At 69.4% G+C, this 22,951-nt stretch carries 18 protein-coding genes; 6 read left to right on the top strand and 12 right to left on the bottom strand.

Features of this window, described 5'->3' with window-relative positions; translation table 11 throughout:
• Nucleotides 1-106: 106 nt before the first annotated feature.
• The gene (locus tag ACIBF5_RS04510) at nt 107-946 is read right to left on the bottom strand and encodes a hypothetical protein (RefSeq protein WP_396808026.1); all 840 of its coding nucleotides are present in this window, start codon (nt 944-946) and stop codon (nt 107-109) included.
• Nucleotides 947-1,153: 207 nt separating this feature from the next.
• Here ACIBF5_RS04510 and ACIBF5_RS04505 point away from each other — a divergent pair, with 207 nt between their 5' ends.
• Both ACIBF5_RS04505 and ACIBF5_RS04500 read left to right on the top strand, forming a co-directional pair.
• Entirely contained in the window at nt 1,154-2,236 is a 1,083-nt protein-coding gene (locus ACIBF5_RS04505; protein ID WP_396808024.1) for a Glu/Leu/Phe/Val dehydrogenase, read from the top strand.
• Nucleotides 2,237-2,775: 539 nt separating this feature from the next.
• Nucleotides 2,776-2,994, top strand: a complete 219-nt coding sequence (locus tag ACIBF5_RS04500) for a DUF3073 domain-containing protein (protein WP_121157576.1) — start codon at nt 2,776-2,778, stop codon at nt 2,992-2,994.
• 222 nt (nt 2,995-3,216) lie between these two features.
• Here ACIBF5_RS04500 and amcA read toward each other — a convergent pair whose 3' ends face one another.
• The 5 genes from amcA to ACIBF5_RS04475 form a co-directional block, all read right to left on the bottom strand.
• Nucleotides 3,217-3,468 carry a multiple cyclophane-containing RiPP AmcA gene (amcA, locus tag ACIBF5_RS04495; RefSeq protein ID WP_396808022.1) on the bottom strand — a complete coding sequence of 84 codons (252 nt, stop codon included), beginning with the start codon at nt 3,466-3,468 and terminating at the stop codon, nt 3,217-3,219.
• Nucleotides 3,437-4,540, bottom strand: a complete 1,104-nt coding sequence (amcB, locus tag ACIBF5_RS04490) for a cyclophane-forming radical SAM peptide maturase AmcB (protein ID WP_396808288.1) — start codon at nt 4,538-4,540, stop codon at nt 3,437-3,439. The genes amcA and amcB overlap by 32 nt, the downstream gene beginning before the upstream one ends.
• 158 nt (nt 4,541-4,698) lie before the next feature.
• A complete protein-coding gene (gene purM, locus ACIBF5_RS04485; RefSeq protein ID WP_396808020.1) occupies nt 4,699-5,865 on the bottom strand; it encodes a phosphoribosylformylglycinamidine cyclo-ligase in 1,167 nt (388 codons plus the stop codon).
• 107 nt (nt 5,866-5,972) lie between these two features.
• The gene (purF, locus tag ACIBF5_RS04480) at nt 5,973-7,538 is read right to left on the bottom strand and encodes an amidophosphoribosyltransferase (RefSeq protein ID WP_396808018.1); all 1,566 of its coding nucleotides are present in this window, start codon (nt 7,536-7,538) and stop codon (nt 5,973-5,975) included.
• A 169-nt stretch (nt 7,539-7,707) separates the two neighbouring features.
• The gene (locus tag ACIBF5_RS04475) at nt 7,708-8,064 is read right to left on the bottom strand and encodes a sterol carrier family protein (protein WP_396808016.1); all 357 of its coding nucleotides are present in this window, start codon (nt 8,062-8,064) and stop codon (nt 7,708-7,710) included.
• A 500-nt stretch (nt 8,065-8,564) separates the two neighbouring features.
• On the opposite strand from ACIBF5_RS04475, the gene ACIBF5_RS04470 reads away from it, so the two are divergent.
• Entirely contained in the window at nt 8,565-10,352 is a 1,788-nt protein-coding gene (locus ACIBF5_RS04470) for a carboxypeptidase-like regulatory domain-containing protein (RefSeq protein WP_396808014.1), read from the top strand.
• A gap of 133 nt (nt 10,353-10,485) precedes the next feature.
• Here the strand turns inward: ACIBF5_RS04470 and ACIBF5_RS04465 are convergent, their stop codons facing one another.
• From ACIBF5_RS04465 to purS, 4 genes are read right to left on the bottom strand one after another with little or no spacing between them, the layout of a single operon-like run.
• Nucleotides 10,486-11,253: a 2-phosphosulfolactate phosphatase gene (locus ACIBF5_RS04465; RefSeq protein WP_396808012.1), complete on the bottom strand. Its 768-nt coding sequence runs from the start codon at nt 11,251-11,253 to the stop codon at nt 10,486-10,488.
• Nucleotides 11,250-13,973, bottom strand: coding sequence for a phosphoribosylformylglycinamidine synthase subunit PurL (gene purL / locus ACIBF5_RS04460; protein WP_396808010.1), 2,724 nt, complete (start codon nt 13,971-13,973; stop codon nt 11,250-11,252). The genes ACIBF5_RS04465 and purL overlap by 4 nt, the downstream gene beginning before the upstream one ends.
• Nucleotides 13,970-14,653 carry a phosphoribosylformylglycinamidine synthase subunit PurQ gene (gene purQ, locus ACIBF5_RS04455; protein WP_396808008.1) on the bottom strand — a complete coding sequence of 228 codons (684 nt, stop codon included), beginning with the start codon at nt 14,651-14,653 and terminating at the stop codon, nt 13,970-13,972. The genes purL and purQ overlap by 4 nt, the downstream gene beginning before the upstream one ends.
• Nucleotides 14,650-14,904 (bottom strand): phosphoribosylformylglycinamidine synthase subunit PurS, encoded by a 255-nt coding sequence (gene purS / locus ACIBF5_RS04450; RefSeq protein ID WP_121157581.1) that lies wholly within the window; start codon nt 14,902-14,904, stop codon nt 14,650-14,652. The genes purQ and purS overlap by 4 nt, the downstream gene beginning before the upstream one ends.
• Before the next feature lie 410 nt (nt 14,905-15,314).
• On the opposite strand from purS, the gene ACIBF5_RS04445 reads away from it, so the two are divergent.
• A complete protein-coding gene (locus tag ACIBF5_RS04445; protein WP_396808006.1) occupies nt 15,315-16,001 on the top strand; it encodes a S1 family peptidase in 687 nt (228 codons plus the stop codon).
• 241 nt (nt 16,002-16,242) lie between these two features.
• On the top strand, nt 16,243-16,707 hold the full coding sequence (locus ACIBF5_RS04440; protein ID WP_396808286.1) for a YbjQ family protein: 465 nt from the start codon (nt 16,243-16,245) through the stop codon (nt 16,705-16,707).
• 70 nt (nt 16,708-16,777) lie between these two features.
• Here ACIBF5_RS04440 and purB read toward each other — a convergent pair whose 3' ends face one another.
• Nucleotides 16,778-18,223 carry an adenylosuccinate lyase gene (gene purB, locus ACIBF5_RS04435; protein WP_396808004.1) on the bottom strand — a complete coding sequence of 482 codons (1,446 nt, stop codon included), beginning with the start codon at nt 18,221-18,223 and terminating at the stop codon, nt 16,778-16,780.
• Between the two features lie 149 nt (nt 18,224-18,372).
• Nucleotides 18,373-20,298, bottom strand: a complete 1,926-nt coding sequence (gene htpG, locus ACIBF5_RS04430; protein ID WP_396808002.1) for a molecular chaperone HtpG — start codon at nt 20,296-20,298, stop codon at nt 18,373-18,375.
• 348 nt (nt 20,299-20,646) lie between these two features.
• On the opposite strand from htpG, the gene ACIBF5_RS04425 reads away from it, so the two are divergent.
• Nucleotides 20,647-22,914, top strand: coding sequence for a protein kinase (locus tag ACIBF5_RS04425; protein ID WP_396808000.1), 2,268 nt, complete (start codon nt 20,647-20,649; stop codon nt 22,912-22,914).
• Nucleotides 22,915-22,951 lie beyond the last annotated feature (37 nt).

The following is a 22,951-nucleotide window of genomic DNA, read 5'->3' as shown; positions in this document are numbered from 1 at the left end:
GATTCATGTTTCGATCCCCTAATCAATCCCCTAGTCGGTCACCAGTCGATCACTCTTCGAACCGGTTGGCCGGCACCGGTACGACCGGCCACGAGGCCGCCCGGAGCTAGTTGCAACGCTCCAGCAACTGCACCGCGCGCCAGCGGGCGACCAACTTCTCGTACGCCTCGGTGGCCGCCTCGGCGTCACCCCGGGACAGTCCCGCGAGCCCTTCGGCGACCAGCGCCGGCGAGTCGTCGTCGGTCAGCGCCTCGTCCGGCAGCAACTGCACCAGGCCGCCGTAGTCCAACTCCACCACCGACCGGGGGTGGAACTCCTCCAGCCACCGGGCACCCTCTTCGACCGCCTCGGTGATCGGCGCGTCCCCCACGGTCTTGCGCAGCACCGCCAGCCCGCGCGACGCCCGCCGCCGGGCCTTGGAGATCTCGGTCCGGTAGCGCAGCACCCGACGCTCCGGCCGTACGGTCAGGTCCCGCTCGGCGGCGTCGACGAAGACGAACCAGCGCAGCGGGACGCCCCAGGTGGCGATCTGCTCGTGCAGCCGCGGCACCCCGTGCTCCAGCACCCGCGCCCCGCTGCGGAAGTCCTCCACGACCGCCTTGGCCTGGCCGGCGAGGATCGGCGGGACGAACGCGTCGGCGAGCACCGGCGGCACCCCGTCCCGGGCGCTCAGCGCCGCCTCGGCGACCCGGACCCGCAGGTTCCACGGGCAGACCAGCAGCGTGTCGTCGGCCTCCAGCACGTACGCCTCGTCCGGCAGATCGGGCAGCCTGGTCCAGCCGGCACCGAGCGCCTCGATCACCGCCGTACGCTGCCGCCCGGGCCCCTCCAACGGGGCGACCGCCCGGCCCTCCTTGACGTACTGGCGCCAGAAGATCTGGCGGTCCCGGTCGAAGGCGGTCAGCGGCTCATACACCCGCAGGTAGGAAGCGAAGAGCGACGGCACGGCGCGATCCTCCCACGAAACCCGACTTCCCTGCCGCCGACGGCGCCGATCACCGCCCACCGCCCCGCCAGTTGGGACAGGTCGTCCCCCGGCCGGCCCCGCTACGGCGCGACGGCCGATATTAGGCTCGGCAGCACCGGCGTCACCCCGCCGGCCACCGGAGAGGTCCGCGTCCCACAAAGGCGCACACCGACATCAGGAGCAGTCATGGGCGTTTTCGCCAACACCGACCAACAGATCTCGGCCGGTCATGAACAGGTCGTCTTCTGCCAGGACAAGCCGACCGGTCTGAAGGCGATCATCGGCATCTACTCGACCGCGCTCGGCCCCGCGCTCGGCGGGACCCGCTTCTACCCGTACGCCAACGAGGCGGACGCACTGCACGACGTGCTCGAACTCTCCCGGGGTATGGCGTACAAGAACGCGCTCGCCGGGCTCGACCTCGGCGGCGGCAAGGCGGTCATCTGGGGCGACCCGGATCAGCTCAAGACCGAGCCGCTGCTGCGCGCGTACGGCCGCTTCGTCCAGTCGCTGGGCGGGCGCTACTACACCGCGTGTGACGTCGGCACGTACGTCCAGGACATGGACGTGGTGGCGCGCGAGACGCGCTTCGTCACCGGCCGCAGCGTGGAGCACGGCGGCGCGGGTGACTCGTCCGTGCTCACCGCCTGGGGCGTGTTCCAGGGCATGCGCGCCGCCGCCGAGCACCAGTGGGGCTCGGCGACCCTCGCTGGACGTCGGATCGGTGTCTCCGGCCTCGGCAAGGTCGGCAAGCACCTGGTCGGGCACCTGATCGAGGACGGCGCCTCGGTGGTGGCGACCGACGTCAACGAGAAGGCGCTGGAGTGGGCCCGGCACACGTACCCGGAGGTGGACCTGGTGGCGGACGCGACCGCGCTGATCACCTCCGACATCGACGTGTACGCCCCCTGCGCCCTCGGCGGCGCGCTCGACGACGAGACGGTGCCCGCCCTGCGGGCCACCATCGTGGTCGGCGCGGCAAACAACCAGCTCGCCCACCCGGGCATCGAGAAGCAGCTCGCCGACCGGGGCGTGCTCTACGCGCCGGACTACGTGGTGAACGCCGGCGGTGTGATCCAGGTCGCGGACGAGATCGAGGGCTTCAACTTCGAGCGGGCGAAGCTCCGCGCCACCCGGATCTTCGACACCACCCGCGAGATCCTGCGGCTCGCCGACGCCGAGGGCGTGCCGCCGGCGGTTGCCGCCGACCGGCTGGCCGAGCGGCGGATGGCCGAGGTCGGCCGGCTCCGCTCCATCCACCTCACCTGATCGGCCCCACAGCGACTCGTCAGGGGCGTTAACGCGGCGATTCCGCAGACCGTCCGCACGACGGGAGCGGCTGTCGCTCGGCGTCCGGTCCGCGCCACGCCCGGACCGGACGCCGTCCCCTCCACCGTCCGACCAGATCATGACGGCTGACCGGAGCCCGGGGCCGCTCCTTACGGCCGACCCCGACAGGGCAGAACCGGAGACGGACGTCGACCGGCAGGAGCCCGGGTGAGGTGCGTTCCGTATACGGGACACCACAGACGATTCGCCTCGTTTCGCCCGTCATCAAGGGCTAAGGTCGGTCTCGACGGGAACCCGCAGCACAGGGTGATCGAGCCGTCATGACCGGTTTCCGGCACGGTCGTTACCGGGGTGGAAAACCGCCTGGTCGGGTCAACCTCGACGCGCGGGCACCACCGGCGGTAACCCGAGGTGCCGAAGGCGGGCATACCCATGTACCGTAAGAGCCACGAGAGATGCCTGACGTCATCGGGGCCCGCCTTCGGGCTGCCCCGAATTCTGTGCGAGGGGGTCGAGCCATGGGGCGCGGCCGTGCTAAGGCCAAGCAGACAAAGGTGGCCCGGGAGTTGAAGTACCACTCCCCGAACACCGACCTCGCCGCCTTGCAGCGAGAACTCGGCGGCAGCGGCAAGTCGGACCACGACTTCGACGACGACTACAAAGAGTATGTCGACGACGATGACGAGGACCACGACGCGGACGACGGCCCAGACAACTGGTCGCCTCCAGCCCGCTGACCTCCGTCGGGCACATTTGAGCACGCGGTAACGCCCGCGTGCTCACGCGTGTCCGGATGGTGTGGCACACCGTTGACCGACGCGGTTCCATCCGGTCGAGGGTCTGCCGTGCGGATCGTGTTTCGACCCGTGCGGCAGCTCCTCGACCGGTCGGCGGTACCCGGCCTGATCGGTCCGCGCCGGAGCCGCACCACGCGTACCCTCCGGGACCGCCTGTTCGTCTCAGCGCGGCCGATTGTTCCAGTTGTAGAACGTCGGGATGTTCTCGAAGTGGTTCCACGCGCAGACCGCCCCACCACCGGCGTCCGCCACCTCGGCCCGTTCCCGGCGTGCCTCCTCTGCCTCCTGTAGCAGCCTGGTGAGGCCGCTACGGGCCGCACGGACGCGATCGGTCACCGCCTCCAGGGCCGCGCTCCCGACAGGCTCTCCAGGCCCAGCCGGCTCAACGGACCGTACGCTGGTCATCTCGGGCATGGTCCAACACTCCCTCAAGTAAGCGGATCTTGCTGTTACGGCAGTGGTTGGTCTCCGTACCGTCGAAACGTCCCTGCTCGAAGTAACGGTTGGCGGCGTGACCGCCACCACAGAAGCCGAAGTACGGACAGCCGGACCGGCAGGACTCGACCCCGGTCAGGAACTCCCGCACCCAGGGCAGGCCCGCCGCCCCCGCGATGATCTCGGCCAGCCCGGTGGTCAACACGTTTCCGCTGGTGAAGTCGCCGTGTTGCGGGTCGGAGAAGCCGGCGAGTTCCGGCGAGAGCAGGACCACCGAACCGTCGTAGGCGACGGTGGGGATCGGATCGAGTTGGCGGGGCAGCAGGTCGTCGGCGGTGTCGTCGAGAACCGCCGAGGCGTACCGCAGCGACCACTCGATCTCGCGGAGGTGGATCGTCGGGGTACGGCGCCAGGCCGCGACCAGTTCGCTCCAGAACCCGGTGACGTCCGCCTCCGGGTGGGCGTTGAGCCGCGCGTTGACGCCCTCCATCTCCTCGATGTTGATCCCGAGCACGTCGCACCCCAGGTCGAGGAAGTACGCGTACAACTCGGCGGCGAGGCCGGGCTCGGGTCGGGTCACCACGCAGAGCGCCGAGAAGGCGACACCGTTGCGCCGCAGCGCCTCGATGCCCCGTTCGATCCGGTCGTACGCCGGCCGCCCGCCCCGCCCCACCCGGTCGGCGTTGCGCTCGCGCGGACCGTCCACGCTCACGCTGACCCGCATCTGGTGGGTCGCGAAGAACTCGCACCAGGCGTCGTCGATCAACGTGGCATTGGTCTGCACATGGTGCTCGACCCCGTCGTCGAACGGGGCCATCAGGGCGGCCAGATGCTCCCGGCCGGCGGCGAGGGGCTCGCCGCCGTGCCACACCACGGAGAAACGGTCCGTCCGCGCCCACCGGTTGACCGACCCCGCGACGGCGGCCGCCACCGGAATGGGCATCTTCCGATCATCGGCACGAAACGGGAGATAGCAGTACGAGCAGTCCAGATTACAGAGCGTGGTCGGCTGCATCACCACGTACGTCGGCACCGAGGCGATGCCCCGCATCCCGGTTGGCCTCTGCCGCAAGGCAGCCATCGGCCCCTCCTCCCCGTACCTGAGGTGCCCCTCAGGCTAGGTTGCGGTGGCCACCCGGGTGAAGTGCTGATCGGGTATGCGAAGGATCACGGCAATGGATCAGGTATGCACGAATGCACGTTCAGTGATCAACCCCGGGTGTGGTGGCCGATCATCTGCACCTCGCCGGTCCCCTCGATGATCTCGCCGGCCTGCCACGCCTCGACGCCCCGGCCAGCCAGGCAGGCAAGCGCCCGGTCGGCGTCCTCGGCCGAGACGATCGCGAACATGCCCACACCCATGTTGAAGGTGGACTCCATCTCCGGGTCCTCGATCCGGCCCTTGGCCTGGACCATGTCGAAGATCGGCTGCGGACGCCAGGTGGCCCGGTTGACCACCGCGTCGACGTTCTCCGGCAGCACCCGGACCAGGTTGCCGGGGATACCGCCGCCGGTGATGTGGGCCAGCGCCCGCACCTCGGTCTCGGCGATCAGCTTGAGGCAGTCCTGCGCGTAGATCTTGGTCGGGGTCAGCAGTTCCTCGCCCAGGGTGCGCTGCCGACCGAAGTCCTCGATCACCGTGTCCAGCCGCATCCTGCCGGCACCGAGCAGCACGTGCCGAACCAGCGAGTAGCCGTTGGAGTGCAGGCCGGAGGAGCGCATCGCGATGACCGCGTCACCGACCTCGACCCGCTCGGGGCGAAGGATCTCGCTCTCCTCCACCACACCGACACCGGTGGCGGAGATGTCGTACTCGTCCGGCTTCAGCACGCCGGGGTGCTCAGCGGTCTCGCCACCGAGCAGGGCGCAGCCGGCGTACCGGCAGCCGTCGGTGATACCGGCGACGATCTCGGCGACCTTGTCCGGAACGACCTCGCCGGTGGCGATGTAGTCGAGCAGGAAGAGCGGCTCGGCGCCGGTCGCGACCAGGTCGTCGACGACCATCGCGACCAGGTCGATGCCGACCGTGTCGTGGATGCCGAGCTGCTGGGCGATGACCAGCTTGGTGCCGACGCCGTCGGTGGAGGCAGAGAGGACCGGGTTGCGGTACTTGGTGGTGTCCAGCCGGAACAGGCCGGCGAAGCCGCCGAGCTGGCCCATCACCTCGGGCCGCTGCGCCCCCCGCACCTTCGACTTGATCAGCTCGACCGCCCGGTCGCCGGCCTCGATCGAGACCCCGGCGTCCGCGTACGAGACGCTGCGCTTACGGGTGGCACGACCGGACCCGGCGGTCCAGGGCTGGCGCACGCCACCACCGGAGCCAGCGCCCTCGGGCGCGCCGCTACCTGCGCCATTGCGCTCAGACACGTGCGTCACGGTTCTCCCCTTTGTTCCTCGCGGCGAGCCGCGTCGGGTAGCGGTCGAGGATCGCTCGACTCTTGGTACTCACCGGGCGCGGGGCGTGGGCCGCGCCGGTCGGATAGTTAAGGGCGCTGCAGTGCGTCACGTGCGCCCGGGCTGCTGACAAGTGGTTCGGGGGTGTCGACGGCGGCCCCGTCGGGACCGTCGCCGGTCTCCGGCGCGTGGTCCGCGACCCGACGCCCGACACCTTCGAGTACGTGCTTGCCGATCAGGTTCCCCGCCGGCAGTTCGATCGGGTATTCACCGTCGAAGCAGGCCCGGCAGAGCCGCGTCTTCGGCTGCTCGGTCGCCGCGATCAGGCCCGCGAGCGACACGTAGCCGAGGCTGTCGGCCCCGATCGAGCGGCGGATCCCGTCGTTGTCGAGGCCGTTGGCGAGCAACTCCGCCCGGGTGGCGAAGTCGATGCCGTAGAAACACGGCCAGTTGACCGGCGGCGAGGAGATGCGTACGTGCACCTCCAGTGCCCCGGCCTCGCGCAGCATCCGCACAATCGCCCGTTGGGTGTTACCGCGGACGATCGAGTCGTCCACGACCACTACCCGCTTACCCCGGACGTTTTCCCGTAGCGGATTGAGCTTGAGCCGGATGCCGAGCTGACGCAGGGTCTGCGACGGCTGGATGAAGGTACGCCCGACGTACGGGTTCTTCATCAGCCCGGACCCGTACGTGATGCCCGACGCCTCGGCGTACCCGATCGCGGCCGGCGTTCCCGACTCCGGCACCGGGATCACCAGGTCGGCCACGACCGGGTGTTCCTTCGCCAGTTGCCGGCCGATCGCGACGCGGGCCGAGTAGACGTTGCGGCCGGCGATGCTGGTGTCCGGGCGGGCGATGTACACGTATTCGAAGAGGCAGCCCTTCGGCTCCGGCACGGCGAACCGGGCGGAGCGCAGGCCGTGCTCGTCGATCGCGATCAGCTCGCCGGGCTCGATCTCCCGGACCACGCTGGCGCCGACGATGTCGAGTGCGGCGGTCTCGCTCGCGACCACCCAGCCGCGCTCCATCCGGCCGAGGACGAGCGGGCGTACGCCGTGCGGGTCCCGCGCGGCGTAGAGCGTGTTCTCGTCCATGAAGACGAAGCTGAACGCCCCACGCAGCATCGGCAGGACCTCAAGCGCGGCGGCCTCCACCGACAGGTCCGGGCGGCTGGCCAGGAGCATCGTCACCAGGGCGGTGTCGGAGGTCGAGCCGTCGGAGTCCATGCCACGCTCGCGGGCGAGTCGGGCGAGTTCGGTGGTGTTGACCAGGTTGCCGTTGTGGGCGAGCGCGATGGTGGTGCCGGCGCTGTTGGCCCGGATCGTCGGCTGGGCGTTCTCCCAGGTCGAGCCGCCGGTGGTGGAGTAGCGCGTGTGCCCGATCGCGAGATGACCGCGCAGGCTGGCCAGGGTCGGCTCGTCGAAGACCTGGGCGACCAGGCCGAGGTCCTTGTACACCACCACGCCCGAGCCGTCGCTGACGGCGATGCCCGCCGCCTCCTGGCCCCGGTGCTGTAGTGCGTACATGCCGAAGTAGGTGAGCTTCGCGACCTCTTCCTCCGGCGCCCACACCCCGAACACGCCGCAGGCGTCTTGCGGGCCGGGCCGTTGGGGGTCGAGTTCATGGCTCAACCGGCCGTCGCCTCGGGGCACCTGCCGCTCCTCAAACTGAAGGCTGATCCGCACTGTGCAGATCTGCTCGGACTCGCCTAGGGCACGGGAATCTGGAAGTTCCGTCGTCAGACAGTGTACGCGAGCCGGAGAGAGTACAGAAAGTCACCGTTTGGCTCCTTACCGTTACGCCCAAATGGTGCGTGGTGGCCTATTCGAGTGGGACATAGGCCGAAATGTCTGCACGATTCCCGCTGGCCTGGACCCGTCCCGACGCGACCGCATCGGCCCAGCCGAGCCGGCCCGTAGCCAACAGAATCCAGGTGACCGGATTCATTTCCACGACATTGGCAGGCGTACCCCTGGTGTGTCGCGGCCCCACTCCGCACTGAACCGCACCGTAAGGTGGAACGCGTACCTCCACCGAACGGCCAGGAGCGGTCCGCGCCAGCTCCGCGAGGAGCGCGCGGACGGCATCCCGGAGCAGTTCACGTGCCGGGGTACGACCAGCGTCGAGCTCCGCGACCACGGCCGCCACCAGCGAGGACTTACTGTACGGAGAGGACACGACGGGACGATACGGCCTGCCGTCGTGGCAATTTACGCTGCCCCTGGGTCGCGCGACTCCACCCGAACAAGGCATAGTTGCCGACGGTGTATTCGTACGGTAGTGAACCCTGGTCCGAGAAGTCAGACCGGAAGGCGGTGGACGTGACAACACACCGACATGCCTGGAAGCGACGGGCCGGTGTGGTCGTGGCTCTGGCAACCAGTGCCCTACTCGCTATCCCCGCAACAGCGGCCTTCGCCGTCGATCCTGACGTGGCCATCACCACGCTTAGCGCGGGCACTCTACGTAGCGGTGAGACCGCGCAACTTACGTTCACGGTCAAAAACAACAACCCTGCGGCGACGACCTACAGCGTCAAGGTGGAAGTCTTCGATGGGTTGACCTGCGGCGGCAACTGCGATGTTCCCGCTCAGTCACTCGGCCCGAACGAGTCAGCAACCTTCACCGCCACACTCACTGCTGGCGCGCTTAACCCTGGCCAGACCAAGAACGGTTCCGTGCGAGTATCGGCGGGCTTCGGGGCCGACCAGGACAGTGACGCCCGGGGTCTGACCGTACGCGGACCAGATCAACAGCAGCCCACAGAGCCGGCGGTGGAGACGGTCAAGGAGATCTCCGGCCGGGTCAGCGACAACGAGGGCAAGCCGGTGCCGAACGCCTCGGTCGTGCTGCTCGACTCGCAGAACCACAGCTTCGACGCCACCACCAGCAACAGCGGCGCCTTCAAGTTCGTCGGCACCACGTCGAATCCCATCAGCCCGGGTCGAGTCAACCTCGGCGCCAGCTTCGACGGCAAGGACCAGCGCAAGCAGGTCAACGTGACCGCGAACCAGACGCTGCGGGACGTACGTTTCGTCCTGGCCATCGGTGCCGCCACTCCCTCCGCGAGTGCGGAGGCACCGCCGAGCGACGAGGCGGTACCGACCGACGAAGCGGCCCCCACCGACGAAGAGGTGACTCCCGGCGCCGGCCAGCAGGCCGCGAGCAACGAGGAGAGCTCCGGCGGTGGCATGGGCCCCTGGCTCCTGATCATCGTCGGTGGCCTCCTGGTCGCGCTCGGCGTCGGTGCCATCGTGCTGCTCTGGATGCGGCGCAAGGAGAGCACCGACGAGGACGAGGGCGACACCCCGCAGACTGGCGGCGTCCGTACCGCAGCTCCGGCCGGCTACCCGAGCGGTGCCGACCCGACCCGGGTGGCGAACCGCGCCGGAATGGGTGGCGACGCCACCGCGATCAGCCGGTCGATCGCCGACGCGCCGACGATGATGCACAACCGCCCACTGGTCGACGACGAGTTCCCAGACCCGTACGGCGCACCCCTGCCGTCGCAGCAGCCGCAGACCGCCGCCTACGGCGCTCCCGCGGCGGGCGGCTGGGCGGACAACGGCTACGGCGGTGCTCCGGCACAGGGCGGCGAGTACGGCGCAGGCGCACCGGGTGAGTTCGGCGCCGGAGCCGCTGGCTACGGAAACGCCCCGGGTGGCGCGTACGGCAACGCACCCGGCTCCGGCGCGGGCGGCTACGGCGCCCAGGCCGGTGGCTACGGGCCCGGCGGCGAGTACGGCAACGCCCCTGGCTCGGGCGCTGGCGGCTACGGCAACGCACCCGGTTCCGGCGCTGGCGGCTACGGAAACGCCCCTGGTTCAGGTGCCGGCGGTTACGGCAACACCCCTGGCTCGGGTGCCGGTGGCTACGGCGGCAACTACGGCGAGCAGCCTGGCGGGTACCCGCCCCCCACCGCTGGCGGATACCCGCCAGCCGGACCGGCCGGGCGCTACGACGAGCCCACCGGGCGCTACGACGGTCCAAGTGCGGGTGGCAACGAGTACGCCCCGCCGGCCGACCCGTACGCGCAGGGCGGTTCCTACGGGCCTGGAGCGGCCGACGCCGGCCGGGGCTACGGCGCCGACCAACAGGCGTACGGCGCCCAGGGCTACGGCCAGGGCGGCGGCGGTTACGAGCAGCAGGGCCAGGGCGGCGGTTACGAGCAGCAGGGCGCTGACCCGTACGGCGCCGGTGCCCGCGGTTACGGTGAGCAGCCGGGCTACGGTGCCGGCGGGGGCTACGACCAGCCCCAGGCCGGCGGCTACGACCAGCGTGGCGGCTACGACCAGCAGCAACGCGGCGGCGCCGGGTACGACGACCGGGGCGGCTACGACCAGCAGCAGGGCGGCTACTACGACGAGTCCGCCCAGGGCGGGCACGGTGGCCGGGGTGGCGCGGCACCGGGCGGGCAGCAGCCGAACCGGGGCGAGCGCCGCCCGCTGGACTGGATGGACGACTGATCATCGAGGCTGGTCGGGGCTGAAGATCCCCGGCCAGCCTCCACAGTCCACGAAGCCAGAACCCGTACGAAACACAGAGAACCGCACCCCGCGAAGCCGTGGGGTGCGGTTTCCTCTATGGAGCGCAGGCGACTCAGGCGGCGGCGAACACCCCGTCGCGCAGCAACGGCACCACCTGGGAGACACCCACCTGGGCGGCGATCTCCACATCCTCGCCGAATCCGAGGTAGTTCAGTTCACGCCCGGAAACACAGCCCCGGACCGCCGCCGGCAGGTCCGGCACGCTGCTGAGCGCCGCCAGTGCCACGGCCGCCTCAACCGACAGTCCGCCGGGAACGGTAGCGAGCGCGTCGAGCACAAGCGCCGCCGCGAGATGATCCTCCACGCAGGGCCGGACGGTGCCGTCCGGCCAACGTTCGCCGGCAGCGATCACGCCAATCGGTCTCGCTGTCGTGCCGTACCCCTGGTCGACCAGCCAGCGACCGATGGCGGGCGCGTTACGCAGGCACGCCGCCACCACCGGCACCCCGCTCGCGCTGGCGGCGGCCGAGATCGTCGAACCGTTCGGTGAGGGAAGCACCAGGTCGGAGACGACCGGTGCGGTACGCAACGCAGCCGGCGACAGGGACCAGGGGTGGTCCGGGGTGGCCTCTCGACGCCCCACCGCCGCCACCGCGCCGACCCGCCGCGCGTACTCGGCCGCTTGTGCACCCCACGGGAACGGGTACACCCGTATCCCCCGGCTCACCGCCACCTCGACCGAGGTGGTGAAGGAGAGTACGTCCACCACGACCAGTGCCGAACAGACCCGACCTAGCTCGGTGGCACCGCCCAGCCCCCAGTCGAAGCGAGCCCCGGAACCGGGTTGGGCGTAGACGGTGCCGACCAGAGCCTCGGTCACGGCTGGTTTGCGGCCGAAGCCTCCGTCGGGGGGTCCTCGTCCTCGCCCGTCGTCTGGTCCGCCGACGACGCCTCCGGCTCGGTCACGGCTGACGCCGGTAGCACCGTCGACTCGTTGACCACGTCCGCGTCCGCCGCCGCCGACTCGTCGGACTGCACGCTCACCACGCTGGTGACCGTGGCCGGTCCGGTGCCGGTCGGGGCCACCGGTGCCACCGACTCGACGTCGGCCGACGAGAGTTCACCGAAGAGGCGGGGCAGAGTCGACTCGAAGGCCGTCCGCAGCTCGTCCAACCCGAGGGTGAACTGGCCGCGTACGTCCAACGTGCCACCGGCCGGGTCGGTGATCCCGAGTGCGGTCACCGGCACCCCGTGCTCCTCGCAGAGCGCGACGAAAGCCTTGTCCTGGCCACGCGGCACCGTCACCAGTGCCCGCCCCGCAGATTCGCTGAACAGGTAGACGAAGGGCATCGAACCGCTGGTGAAGTCGTCCGGCAGAGTGATCCGGGCACCGACGCCGCGGCGCAGGCTCGACTCGACCAGGGCCTGGGCGAGGCCACCGTCGGAGAGGTCGTGCGCCGAGGTGAGATGCCCCACCCGCGCCGCCGACGCGATCAGGTCCGCCAGGGCCCGCTCGCCGGCCAGGTCGACCCGGGGCGGCACGCCGCCCAGGTGCTCGTGCGTCACCCAGGCCCACTCGGAACCGGAAAGCTCCAGCCGGGTCTCACCGAGGAGGAAGACCAGGTCGTGGTCACCGCCCGGCTTCGCGGCGAAGCCCATCGGCACGCGCTGCGCCACGTCTTCGAGCAGGCCGAGCACACCAAGCACCGGGGTCGGGTGGATCGCCGCCGCACCGGTCTGGTTGTAGAAGCTGACGTTGCCACCGGTGACCGGGATACCGAGTTCGGCGCAACCGTCGGCGATGCCGCGTACCGCCTCGGCGAACTGCCACATCACGGCCGGGTCCTCGGGGGATCCGAAGTTGAGGCAGTCGCTGACCGCGATCGGCTTGGCGCCGGTGACCGCGACGTTCCGGTACGACTCGGCAAGCGCGAGCTTCGCCCCGTTGTACGGATCCAGTCGGGCGTACCGGCCGTTGCCGTCGACGGAGAGCGCCACACCGAGGCCGGTCTCCTCGTCGAGCCGGATCACACCCGCGTCCTCGGGCTGGGCCAGCACGGTGTTGCCGAGCACGTAACGGTCGTACTGTTCGGTCACCCAGGACTTGTCGGCCAGGTTGGCCGAGCCGATCATGCGCAGTACGGTCTCGCGCAGCGCCTCCGGGGTCGACGGGCGGGGCAGCGTCTCGGCCCGGTCCGCCTGGAGCAGGATCAGGTCCGAGGGTTCGCGCATCGGCCGGGCGTAGACCGGGCCGTCGTCCACCAGCGAGCCCGGCGGTACGTCGACCACGACGTGGTCGCGCCAGGTGATCAGCAGCCGTCCCGGCTCGCCGTCGGCCTGGGCGGGGGTGACCTCACCGATGGCGGTGGCGAGCACGCCCCACTTCTCGGCGGTCTTGAGCACCGCGTCGAGCTGCTCCGGCGTGACGACCAGGAGCATCCGCTCCTGCGACTCGCTGGCCAGGATCTCGTGCGGGGTCATCGACGGTTCGCGCAGCGGCACCCGCTCCAGCCAGACCCGCATTCCGGTGCCGGCGGCAGCCGCGGTTTCGGTCAGCGCGCAGGTCAGGCCGGCGCCGCCGAGGTCCTGGATGCCGACGACGAGCTGGGCGTCGTACAGCTCCAGGCAGGCTTCGATCAGCAGTTTCTCGGTGAACGGGTCACCCACCTGAACGGCCGGGCGACGCTGTTCGCTGCCCTCGTCGAAGGTGGCGCTGGCGAGCACGGAGACCCCGCCGATGCCGTCGCGACCGGTCTTGGCGCCCATCAGGACGACGATGTTGCCCGCCCCGGCGGCGGCCTTGTTCTGCAACCGGTCCACCGGGAGTACGCCGATGGAGAGGGCGTTGACCAGCGGGTTGCCCTGGTAGCAGGGGTCGAAGACGATCTCGCCACCGATGTTCGGCAGGCCGAGGCAGTTGCCGTACCCGCCGACGCCGGCGACCACGCCGGGCAGTACCCGGGCGGTGTCGGGGTGGTCGACGGCACCGAAGCGCAGCGAGTCCATGACCGCGATCGGGCGGGCACCCATGGCGAGGATGTCGCGGACGATGCCGCCGACACCGGTGGCCGCGCCCTGGTAGGGCTCGACGTAGCTGGGGTGGTTGTGCGATTCGACCTTGAAGGTGACCGCCAGCTTCTCCGAGATCTGGATCACGCCCGCGTTCTCACCGATGCCGGCGAGCATCCGGTCGCTGGGCGGTGCCTTCTCGCTGAACTGACGCAGGTGCACCTTGCTCGACTTGTACGAGCAGTGCTCACTCCACATGATCGAGTACATCGCCAGCTCGGCCTGGGTCGGCCGGCGGTCCAGGATCTGCCGGATCCGGTCGTACTCGTCGTCACGGAGCCCGAGCTCCGGGTACGGCTGGAGTTCGTCCGGGGTGCTCACCGCCCGATCGACGGTGTCGAGGTCCGGGTACGCCGCCGCGGTCGCGTCTGCCGGCACCGCCTGCGCGGGCGGAAGACCGGTCGACGCAGGCGCGGAGCCATTCGCCGCAGCCTGCGGTGTGGCGGCCTCGGTGTCGTGGGTCACTGGCTGGTCGAGCGGCGGAGTCACCCCACCGGCCTCGCTCGACGCCGTGTCGGGCTGGGTCGTCATGCCGGGACTCCCGCGAGGTGCTTGAGAACGGAGGTGAAGAAGCCGAGGCCGTCGAGCGAGGGGCCGGTCAATGCCTCCACGGCGTGCTCCGGGTGGGGCATGATGCCCACCACGTTGCCCGCCTCGTTGGTGATCGCGGCGATGTCACGCTCCGAGCCGTTGGGGTTGCCACGCTGGTAGCGGGCGACCACCCGACCCTCGGCCTCGAGCTGGTCGAGGACGTAACGGTCGGCGACGTACCGGCCCTCACCGTTCTTGACCGGGATGAGCACGTCCTGCTCCGGCTGGAAGGTGTTGGTCCAGGCGGTCTTGACCGCCTCGACCCGCAGCCACTGGTCCCGGTTCCGGAAGTGCAGGTGCTTGTTGCGGGTGAGCGCGCCCGGAAGGAGGTGCGCCTCACACAGAATCTGGAAGCCGTTGCAGATGCCGAGCACCGGCATGCCCTCGCGGGCTGCGGCGATCAGCGACTCCATGACCGGGGCGAACCGGGCGATCGCGCCGCAACGCAGGTAGTCGCCGTAGGAGAAGCCTCCGGGCAGCACCACGGCGTCGACCTGGTGCAGGTCGGGGTCACCGTGCCAGAGCCGGACCACATCCGCACCGGCGATGCGTGCCGCGCGGGCAGCATCGCCGTCATCCAGTGACCCAGGGAAGGTCACCACACCGATCCGGGCCGTCACGGATGTTCATCCTCGGCATCGACCACACGGATCGCGAAATCCTCGATCACGGGGTTGGCCAGCAGTTTGTCCGCGATTTCCCGGGCCCGATCAAGGTCCGGCTCACCGGCGAACTCGATCTCGATGCGCCGACCGATGCGCACCGAGGAGACGTCGCTGACACCCAGGCGAGGCAGCGCGTTTGCGACGGCCTGGCCCTGAGGATCGAGAATCTCCGGCTTGAGCATGACGTCGACGACGACGCGAGGCACTGGGCACTCCTGACTGTGTACGCAGTTGGGTGCCGGCCCATAGGGGCGAGCGGGGCAAGCGTACCTGGCAGAGCCGCCGCACGACGCACCGGCCGCCCTGTGGACAAGCCTGTGGAAAATCGCACACCCCCTGCCGACCGGCGCGATCGCGGGGCGACGACGGTCCGCGTTGGGCTCCGCCGGTGGCGATCTCTGTTGTACGGACCGGTCATCGCCCCAAGATCATATCGTGATACTTCGATTTGACTCTTGTGAATGGACGACGAACGTCCTAGCGTGTGGCGTCAAACGTCTGGGACCGGTACGCCAAACGTTTGATCTTCAAAGCCGTATGGCGGACACCCAACCGCCGTCGGTGGCTCGACCCGACCCGGAAACCCCGGGTGCCCCCCTCGGAAGGAGCCCGTTAGATGCGCATCCGCCTCACCCTGGCGACCGTCGCCACCGCACTTGTCGGTGTCTTCGTCGCCCCCTCCGCCGCTGCCGCGAGCGACGCGCCGGTCACTCCGCTGATCATCGGCGGCGGCACGGTCACGTCCGCCCCCTGGGCCGCCGCTGTCTTCAGCAACGGCTCGTTCACCTGCTCCGGCACCATCATCGCGTCCCGCTGGGTGCTCACCGCCCGGCACTGCGTCAGCGGCACGATGTCGGTCCGGGTCGGCAGCGTCAACCGGACCTCCGGCGGCGTCACCAGCGGCGTCTCGTCGTACTCCACCCGCTACGACCTCGCCCTGCTCCAACTCTCGACGGCGATCAGCACCTCGTACGTGACGCTCTCCAGCGCGTACCCGCCGGTCAACTCGACCAACTCGATCTACGGCTGGGGCATGACCTGCTACGAGGGCTGTGGCGCCTCGACCACGCTCAAGACCGCCAACGTCCGGGTCACCAGCACCAACGTGACCGACGCGTACGGCGGCCGGGCGATCCGCAGCACCCGGATCAACGGCAACGCCTGGCGCGGTGACTCGGGCGGGCCGGAGTTCTACAACGGCGCCCAGGTCGGCGTCGCCTCGACCGCCGACGGCGTGAACATCCAGAACTACGGCAGCGTGGCGTACAACCGGTCCTGGATCACCTCGGTCGCCGGGGTCTAGTCCTCCTCAGGGGTACGGCGCGGACGTTCCGGATCGCCCCGGGCGTCCGCGCCGCGCGGTTTGCGACACCAGCGGACCGATCCGGCCGACCGCGCCGTTCATCCGCGGGCACACGATTGCGTGCCCGCCACGCCCTTCGCGTCCCGCCACGTCGTTCTACCGCCGCGCGCGGTTTTGCATCATGAGCCGACGTGAACAGACCTCACAATTGCCTCCACCGCTGCTCTGCGAGCATCAACACGTGCTGGTCGTGACGACGGATGTCCTTCCCGGGTACGAGATCCGCGCAGTCCTCGGCGAAGTAGTGTCATCGATGGCCCGAACCCGAAACCCGTACCGCGAAGGGGTGAAGAACCTTCGCGGTGGGGCATACGACCCGAAAGCGCCGGAGAACCTCACCCGGTGGCGGACGGAGGCGGTGGCCAATCTGGGCGAAGAAGCCCGCCGGCTCGGCGCGAACGCCGTGATCGGCATGCGTTTCGACCACCGAGAGGTGGGCGAGATGTGGATGGAACTCTGCGCGTACGGTACCGCGGTCGTGATCCGGGAGCAGCCGAAGGCGCCGCTGCCGGACGAGCCGCTCGCCGCCGCCGAACTGGCGCACAGCGCGGAGATCCTGCCTGATCCGATCGGGGTGTCCGAGCCGCCGACCGCGCCCGACCTGCGCAGTGCGGCGGAGACGCCGACACCCCGCCCGCAGACCTGACCGGTCGACCCGTGGTGACGTACTCCAGTACGCCACCACGGGCTCCGGAACGGGTCAGTGGATCAACAGGTCAGAGGATCGGAGCGGGCTGGTAGCCAGCCGCGTCCGGATGCGCCGCGACCACCTCGGCGACCCGGTCGGCAACCGCGCGCACCTGGGCCGACGCCGCGCCCGCGAAAGCCGACCGGTCGGCGACCAGGGCGTCGATCTCGCTCCGGGTCAGGCCCAGCCGACCATCGGTGGCGAGCCGGTCGAAGAGGTCGTTCTCGGCCGTACCCTTCTCCCGCATGGCCAACGCCACCGCGACCGCGTGCTCCTTGATCACCTCGTGCGCGGTCTCCCGGCCCACACCCCGGCGGACCGCCGCGACCAGGAGCTTCGTGGTCGCCAGGAAGGGCAGGTAGCGGTCCAGCTCGCGGGCGATCACCGCCGGGTAGGCGCCGAACTCGTCGAGCACGGTCAGGAAGGTCTGGAACAGGCCGTCGGCGGCGAAGAACGCGTCCGGGAGCGCCACGCGGCGGACCACGGAGCAGGAGACGTCCCCCTCGTTCCACTGGTCACCGGCGAGTTCACCGACCATCGACAGGTAACCCCGGATGACCACGGCGAATCCGTTGACCCGCTCGCTGGACCGGGTGTTCATCTTGTGCGGCATCGCGCTGGAGCCGACCTGGCCGGGGCGGAAGCCCTCGGTGACCAGTTCCTGGCCGACCATCAGCCGGATCGTGGTGGCCAGCGACGACGGTGCCGCCGCGGTCTGGGCGAGGGCAGCCAGCACGTCGAAGTCGAGTGAGCGCGGGTAGACCTGGCCGACGCTGTCCAGCACCCGCCGGAAGCCGAGGTGCCCGGCGACCCGTCGTTCCAGCTCGGCCAGGCGCTCGTCGTCCCCGTCGAAGAGGTCGAGCTGGTCGGCGGCGGTGCCGACCGGCCCCTTGATCCCCCGCAGCGGGTACCGGTCGATCAGGTCACTCAGCCGCTCGTACCCGATCAGCAGTTCCTCGGCGGCCGACGCGAACCGCTTGCCCAGCGTGGTGGCCTGCGCCGCGACGTTGTGCGAGCGCCCGGTCATGACCAGGTCGGAGTGTTCGACCGCGAGCCGGGCGAGCCGGGCAAGGGTGGCGACCACCCGGTCCCGGACCAGCTCCAGCGAGGCGCGGATCTGGAGCTGTTCGACGTTCTCGGTCAGGTCGCGGGAGGTCATCCCCTTGTGCACGTGCTCGTGTCCGGCGAGGGCGCTGAACTCCTCGATCCGTGCCTTGACGTCGTGCCGGGTGACCCGCTCCCGGGCCGCGATCGAGTCGAGGTCGACCTGGTCGAGCACCCGTTCGTACGCCTCGACCACGCCGTCCGGCAGCGGCACACCCAGATCCCGCTGGGCGCGGAGTACGGCGAGCCAGAGCCGCCGTTCCATCCGGATCTTCTCTTCCGGCGACCAGAGCTGGACCAGCTCGGTCGAGGCGTACCGGCCGGCGAGCACGTTGGGGACCTGGGGGCGATTCTGGTTGCTCTGCGTCACGTACCTCATTCTCCCGCACTGCCGGTCGCCGCTCCGACCCAGGTCACCGCCAGCGCGGCCGACTTGACCACGAACGCCGCCGATCATGAAGTGGCGCGGATCCCGGGGCTGGAATCCGCGCCGACTTCATGATCGACAAATCAGGGGTTCTAGAGGGTACGGGCCAGTCGGTCGGCGAGGAGGCGAGCGAACCGGGCCGGGTCGGCGAGTTCACCGCCCTCGGCGAGCAGCGCGGTGCCGTAGAGCAGTTCGGCGGTCTCGGCGACCGCCGGCTCGTCGGCTCGCTGCTCATGGGCCTTACGCAACCCGCTCACCAGCGGATGCGTCGGGTTGAGTTCGAGGACCCGCTTGATCTGCGGCACCTCGTGCCCCATCGCGCGGTACATCCGCTCCAGCGTCGGCGTCATGTCCTGCGCGTCGCCGACCAGCACCGCCGGCGAGGTGGTGAGGCGGGACGAGAGCCGAACCTCCTTCACCTGCTCCGACAACTGCGTCGAGAGCCACGACAGCAGCGGGGCGAACTCCTCCTTCTGCTGTGCGCGCTCCGGCTCGTCCTCCTCCTTCTCCTGCTCGGCGTCGAGGTCGACCTGCCCCTTGGCAATCGAGCGCAACTGCTTGCCGTCGAACTCCCGAACCGCCTCGACCCACATCTCGTCGACCGGATCGGTCAGCAGCAGCACCTCGTAGCCCTTGGCGTTGAAGGCTTCCATGTGCGGCGAGTTCTCAATCATGGAGCGGGACTCGCCGGTCATGTAGTAGATGTCCGACTGCCCCTCCTTCATCCGCTCCACGTACTGGGCGAGGGTGACGAGCTGCTCCGGGTCCTGCGTCGAGGCGAAGGAGGAGATGTCGAGGATGGCGCGCTGGTTGTCGAAGTCGTTCAGCAGCCCTTCCTTGACCGCCCGGCCGAACTCCTGCCAGAAGGTGCGGTAGCGCTCGGCGTCGGAGGCCATCAACTCCTTCACCGTCGACAGCACCTTCTTGACCAGCCGACGGCGCATCAACTGGATCTGGCGGTCCTGCTGGAGGATCTCCCGCGAGATGTTCAGCGAGAGGTCCTGCGCGTCCACGACACCCTTGACGAAGCGCAGGTACTCCGGCATCAGCGCCTGGCAGTCGTCCATGATGAACACGCGCTTGACATAGAGCTGGATGCCGAGCTTGGCGTCCCGGGTGAACAGGTCGAAGGGGGCCTGGGAGGGAATGAAGAGCAGGGCCTCGTACTCGAAGGTTCCCTCGCCCTTCATGTGGATGATTTCGAGCGGGTCGTTCCAGTCACGGCTGATGTGCCGGTAGAACTCCTTGTACTCCTCGTCGGCGACCTCGGTACGCGGGCGCGCCCAGAGCGCCTTCATCGAGTTGAGCGTCGTGACCTCGGTCTCCGTCGCCCCCTCGGGCTCGCCCTCGACCGCCGGCCGCTGCACCGTCATCCGGATCGGCCAGGCGATGAAGTCGGAGTAACGCTTGACCAGTTCCCGGATCTTCCACTCGGCGGCGTAGTCGAAGAGCTGGTCCTCGGCGTCCTCCGGCTTGAGGTGCACCGTGACGGCGGTGCCCTGAGGCGCCTCGTCCACCGATTCGATGGTGTACGTCCCGGAGCCGGTGGACTCCCACCGGGTGGCGGTCTGCTCACCGGCACGCCGGCTGACCAACGTGACGTTGTCGGCCACCATGAAGGTCGAGTAGAAACCGACACCGAACTGCCCGATCAGATCCTGCGAGGCGGCGGCGTCCTTCGACTCCTTCAGCTGCCGCAGCAGCTCCGCGGTGCCGGACTTCGCGATCGTGCCGATCAGTCCCACGACCTCGTCCCGGGACATACCGATGCCGTTGTCACGTACGGTCAGCGTGCGCTGCTCGCGATCGACCTCGATCTCGATGTGCAGGTCGGTCGTGTCCGCCTGCAGATCCTTGTCGACCAACGATTCCAGTCGCAGTTTGTCCAGTGCGTCCGAAGCGTTGGAGATCAGCTCACGCAGAAAGATGTCCTTGTTCGAATAAATCGAGTGGATCATCAACTGCAAGAGCTGGCGCGCCTCTGCCTGGAACTCAAGCGTTTCGACCCCGGTGCTCATGGAACCTCACTTCCGCTGACGGACCATCTGGACGGATCGTACGACCTTCGCGGGTGATCTTCACGACCGACGCGAGGGCCCCAACCGTGGCCAGCCACGGACACGCGTCCGCCCCGGGGACGTACGCCCGACCCTCCGGTCCGGACCGCGCAACTCCCCGTTCGGGGACAACGGTCCAGGCGACCAAACCAGAGGCATCCTCATCGCGATTGCGGGATTCTTCGGATTCTCTGCAATGCGGGCAATACACCGGGCTTTGCCGCTGCAAAGCGTGACGACACCGCCACAATTGAATGTGGCATTGGCTGCCAAGATCGACCGATCAAAGCGGCAGGTAACGTCTGCGGAATGGGGGAGAAGCTACCACGCCACATTACTGATCGGTATGTTCTGGTAGAGCGAATTGGTCAGGGCGGCATGGGCCGGGTCTGGCGAGCCCGTGACGAGATGCTTCAGCGCGACGTGGCAGTGAAGGAGATCGTTCCGCCGCCCGGCCTGACCGACCAGGCGCGTACGGAGCTGCGCGAACGTTCCCTGCGTGAGGCACGCGCAATCGCGCGACTGAGCCACCCCAACGTGGTCCGGGTCTTCGATGTCCTGACCAGCGACGGCGAGCCGTGGATCGTCATGGAGTACATCCCCTCCCGCTCCCTGGACGCGACGATCAGCAATGAAGGGCCGCTTCCCCCCATCCGAGCGGCCGAAATCGGGCTGGGCGTACTGAGCGCGCTCCGCGCGGCCCACCAGGCCGGAATCATGCACCGCGACGTGAAGCCGGCGAACATCCTGCTCTCCGACGACGGCCGGATCGTGCTCACCGACTTCGGGTTGGCGACCGTCGTCGAGGACACGAACCTGACGCTCAGCGGTGTGGTGCTCGGTTCACCCGCGTACATCGCGCCGGAGCGGGCCATGTCAGGCATCGTGGGCGTCGCGGGGGACCTCTGGTCGCTCGGTGCCACCCTGTTCGCCACCGTCGAAGGCCGCTCGCCGTACGCCCGGCCGTCCAGTCTGATGAGCCTCACCGCGCTCGCCACCGAGCCGCCACCGGTCGCGGAACACGCCGGGCCACTGGCCCCGGTGCTGGAAGGTCTGCTCCGCAAGGACCCGGTCGAACGGATGGACCTCGACTCCACCGAGCGACTGCTCCGGGAGATCCTCCAGGAACCTCCGCACGTGGAGCCGAAGGTCAGTTGGACCGAGCCCGAGTACGGCCAGTCCCGCCCACGGCCGGCAATCTCCTTTGTCATGGCGCCCGGGTTGGCGCAACCGCCGGCTCCCGACCGGAACGAGGAGTCCGCCACGACCGCGCCCCCGGCCACCGAGCCGACCGGCACGGGGTGGAGCGGTGACACCGGACGGGCCGGCAGCACCGAATCGACGGAGAGCGCCGGCTGGATCGCCGGCCTCGGGACGACCCCCGGCACCGATGCCGGCCCCAACGGCGCCGACACCGACGGCGCGTGGGACACCGAGGAGGTCACGCCCGCGTCCCGAACCCGCAACACGCGACGGATCTGGCTGGTCGGCGCCCTCGCGGCGGTCGTCCTGCTCGGCATCGCGGTCGCCGTACCGCTGGTCAATCGCGAACGACCGGCCGCAATGGGCAGCGATTCCTCCGAACCCGGTGCGGCTGACACCGATCAGGTCACGCCATCGCCGTCGCCTGAATCGACGCTTGCCCCGAGCGGCGGGCCGCTTCCCGCCCTCACCTGGTCCAGCCACCAGGACAGCAGCGGGTTCACCGTGCCCGTGCCGAACGGGTGGAGAATCCAGCGGAATGGCGCCCGGGTCGAGTTCCGGGAGCCGACCGGTCAGCGACTTCTCGCGATCACCCCGACCGCCAACCCGAAACCCGACCCGCTGGCCGATCTGACCAGCCGGGAGCGGAGCCGACCCACCGACGGGCAGTTCCGGGGTTATCAGCGGATCGCGCTCGCCTCGGCGGACTACTACGTGAGCGCGGCCGACTGGGAGTGGACCTACCGGACCGACACCGAAGACGTGGTCCACGTACGCCAGCGCAACGTCGTCACGGGGAAGCAGCAGGGCTACACGATCTTCTGGGCCACGCCTGAATCCGGTTGGCAGGAGAGCGAGTCGGCGTTCCAGCGCATCGTCACCGGCTTCCGGCCCGCGCCGACGTCCACCCCGAGCGGTACACCGGAGAGCGCCAAGCCGAGGGTCGATCCGTCGGTCAAGCCGAGCCCCACGCCCAACCTGCCGCGCTACCAACTCATCGGGGTCGCGAGCAACCGGTGCCTCGACATCAGCAATCCCGTCTCGGTCAGCCCGGTTCGGCTGCGGATCTGGGACTGTGGCGCCCGCGGCGACCAGAACCAGAGCTGGAGCTTCCCCTCCGACGGCACGGTCAGGTTGCTGGACAGGTGCATGGAGGTCGCGAACGGTTCCCTGGAGAACGCGGCCGCGATCCAGTGGGCCACCTGCACCGGCAAACCGGCCCAGCTATTCGTCATGAACGCTCAGCAACAGTTGATAAACATCGGCAGCGGCAAGTGCCTCGACGTACAGGACATGGTCAACGACAACGGGGGCGTACTCCAGCAGTTCGCCTGCAACAACGGGGCACTGCACCAGAAGTGGAAGCGGGTCTGACCGAGGCGACGGGTGCCCCTCACGGTGGGGGAGGACC

The sequence above is a fragment of the Micromonospora sp. NPDC050417 genome, assembly GCF_044458865.1.
Classification (GTDB): Bacteria; Actinomycetota; Actinomycetes; order Mycobacteriales; family Micromonosporaceae; genus Micromonospora_G.
This window is presented reverse-complemented; position numbering and strand designations above follow the sequence as displayed.